This is a genomic window from Azonexus hydrophilus (assembly GCF_905120355.1).
GTDB lineage: Bacteria > Pseudomonadota > Gammaproteobacteria > Burkholderiales > Rhodocyclaceae > Azonexus.
The window spans coordinates 1-1013 of sequence record NZ_CAJHOB010000048.1; the positions used below are offsets into that span (position 1 = coordinate 1).

2 protein-coding genes are annotated in these 1013 nt (G+C 59.9%); both read left to right on the forward strand.

Features of this window, described 5'->3' with window-relative positions; all coding sequences use genetic code 11:
- Positions 1-24: 24 nt before the first annotated feature.
- On the forward strand, positions 25-450 hold the full coding sequence (locus JYJ39_RS13910; RefSeq protein ID WP_205205243.1) for a c-type cytochrome: 426 nt from the start codon (positions 25-27) through the stop codon (positions 448-450).
- Positions 451-495: 45 nt separating this feature from the next.
- Positions 496-1013: cbb3-type cytochrome c oxidase subunit I (locus tag JYJ39_RS13915; RefSeq protein ID WP_205205242.1), on the forward strand; the 518-nt coding region annotated here is incomplete at its 3' end.

Consider the following 1013-nt stretch of genomic DNA (forward strand, 5'->3'; position numbering starts at 1 on the left):
GTCACCGTCACAAAGGAGGGCACCATGAGCGGTATTTTTACGAAATCGATGGCACGGAACATCTTCTACGGGGGAACGGTGTTCTTTTTCCTGCTATTTCTGGCACTCACATTCGATTCGCACCAGGAATTCCCGAAACGCGACAACAACGCCATGCTGACGCCGCAAGCCAAGGCCGGCAAGAAGATCTGGGAAACACGCAACTGCGTCGGCTGCCACTCGCTGCTCGGTGAAGGCGCTTACTTCGCACCAGAACTGGGCAATGTCTACACCCGCCGCGGCCCCGACTTCATCAAGGGCTGGATGCAGGCGCAGCCAACCGGCGCACCGGGTCGCCGGCAGATGCCGCAGTTCCACCTGACTGACGAGGAGCTGGACAACCTCAACGCCTTCTTCGCGTACGTGGCCGGCATCAACACCGCCAACTGGCCGCCCAACGTCGAAGGCTGATCGCTGATCGCCCCATCTGCTCAATAATTCTCAGGAGTTCATGCGATGCAATATCAATCCCAGGCTGTTGCCAAGCCTTATTTCATAGCGGCCATCGGCCTCTTCGTGGGCCAGATACTCTTTGGCCTGATCATGGGCCTGCAGTACGTGGTCGGCGATTTCCTCTTCCCGGAAATCCCCTTCAACGTCGCCCGCATGGTGCATACCAACCTGCTCATCGTCTGGCTGTTGTTCGGCTTCATGGGCGCCGCTTATTACCTGATCCCGGAAGAATCCGAAACCGAGCTGTTCAGCCCCAAGCTGGCCATCGCCCTGTTCTGGATCTTCCTGGTCGCCGGCGCGCTGACCGTGGTCGGCTATCTGGCCGTGCCTTACGCCACCCTGGCCCAGGTCACCGGCAACGATCTGCTCGCGACCATGGGCCGCGAGTTCCTCGAACAGCCGCTGCCGACCAAGCTCGGCATCGTGGTGGTGGCGCTGGCTTTCCTGTTCAACATCACCATGACGGTGCTCAAGGGTCGCAAGACCGCCATCTCCACCGTGCTGCTGCTCGGCTTGTGGGG